Annotated in this window: 1 protein-coding gene; it reads right to left on the bottom strand. The window is 69.9% G+C overall.

Translation table 11 applies throughout. The features are described 5' to 3' along the window. Positions 1–1,126 (bottom strand): HNH endonuclease signature motif containing protein (locus tag ACLE50_RS22320; protein WP_410945582.1); only part of this gene is annotated, 1,126 nt, incomplete at its 3' end. Positions 1,127–1,145 lie beyond the last annotated feature (19 nt).

Here is a 1,145-nt window from a genome sequence, read left to right as displayed (position 1 = left end):
CAGGGTCGATCCACGCGGGCGGAATGAACTCGGGCAGCCCGCCGCGTATCCGGACCTCCCATCCTGGTTTGTGGATCAGCCGGTGATGGGATTTGCACAGCATCACCAGATTGTTCAGTTCGGTGGGGCCGTGACATTCCCAGGGGACGATATGGTGGATATCGCACCACGAGGGTGGCCGGTCGCAGCCCGGATGGGCGCATCCTTTGTCGCGTGCGGTGACCGCGCGGCGTATTCCGGTGGGAATGGTGCGCTGGGCTCGTCCGATGTCGAGTGGTTCGCCCGTGCCGTTCATCACGACCGGCACGACGCTCGCGTCACAGGCCAGCATCCGCAGGTTCTCCGGGGTGCACTGCCCACCGAAGTGCAGCAACGCGCCCTTCGCGCGTTGTTCGAGGTCCTCGAGCCGGACCAGCACCGACACCACCGGACGACGCCCGCCGGTCTCGGGGAGCTCGTCGCGTTCCAGTGAGACCGAGCAGATCTCGTACAACGCCTCGGCCTGCCGCTGCCACGGGGACCGCTCGTCGGCGTCGCCGCGCGGCGCCGACAACGCCTCCAGCGCCGCGGCGATGGCGTCGAACATGACGGCGTCGTCGAAGCGGCCGGTGAACCGGCCACCGGACCCGGAACGGTTCGCCAGGATCTTCAGTGTGTTCAGGTCGGGTGCCGGTTCGTCGTCGGGCTCGGGGCCGTCCTCGTCGAGCCGGTCGATCAGGTCGGTGGCGAAGGCCCGCAGCTCGTTCGGGGTGTAGCAGGTGGCGTGCTCGGCGATCTGCTCCTCGGCCATCGCGAGCTTCTCGGCGGGGATCCGTTGCGCGGCATGGGATCCCAGCACGGTCGCGATCACGTCCACGTGCGCCAGCCCCAACCGGCCCGCGGCGAACCGCTGCGCGGTCGCGGGCAGCCTCGGCGGCAACGTCTGCCCGGTGAGACCGGTACGCGGGTGCACGTGCTGCGCGGCCCGGGTCCGGACCTTCGCCTCGCGCCGATCCCAGCCGACCAGATCCGACAGAGCGGAATCGGCATTCTTGTAACCGCGCTCGACGAACGCCCCCCGCCGCTCCAGCTCCGCCGTGACCGCCACCGTGCACCGGTCCAGCCGGCGCACCACGCCCTCGGCCATCGGCAGCGACGACAGCAGA

It is taken from the genome of Pseudonocardia phyllosphaerae, assembly GCF_046546475.1.
In the GTDB taxonomy this organism is placed as follows: Bacteria; Actinomycetota; Actinomycetes; order Mycobacteriales; family Pseudonocardiaceae; genus Pseudonocardia; species Pseudonocardia phyllosphaerae.
The sequence above is the reverse complement of the archived record's forward strand: the minus strand, read 5'-3'. Positions and strand labels throughout refer to the sequence as shown.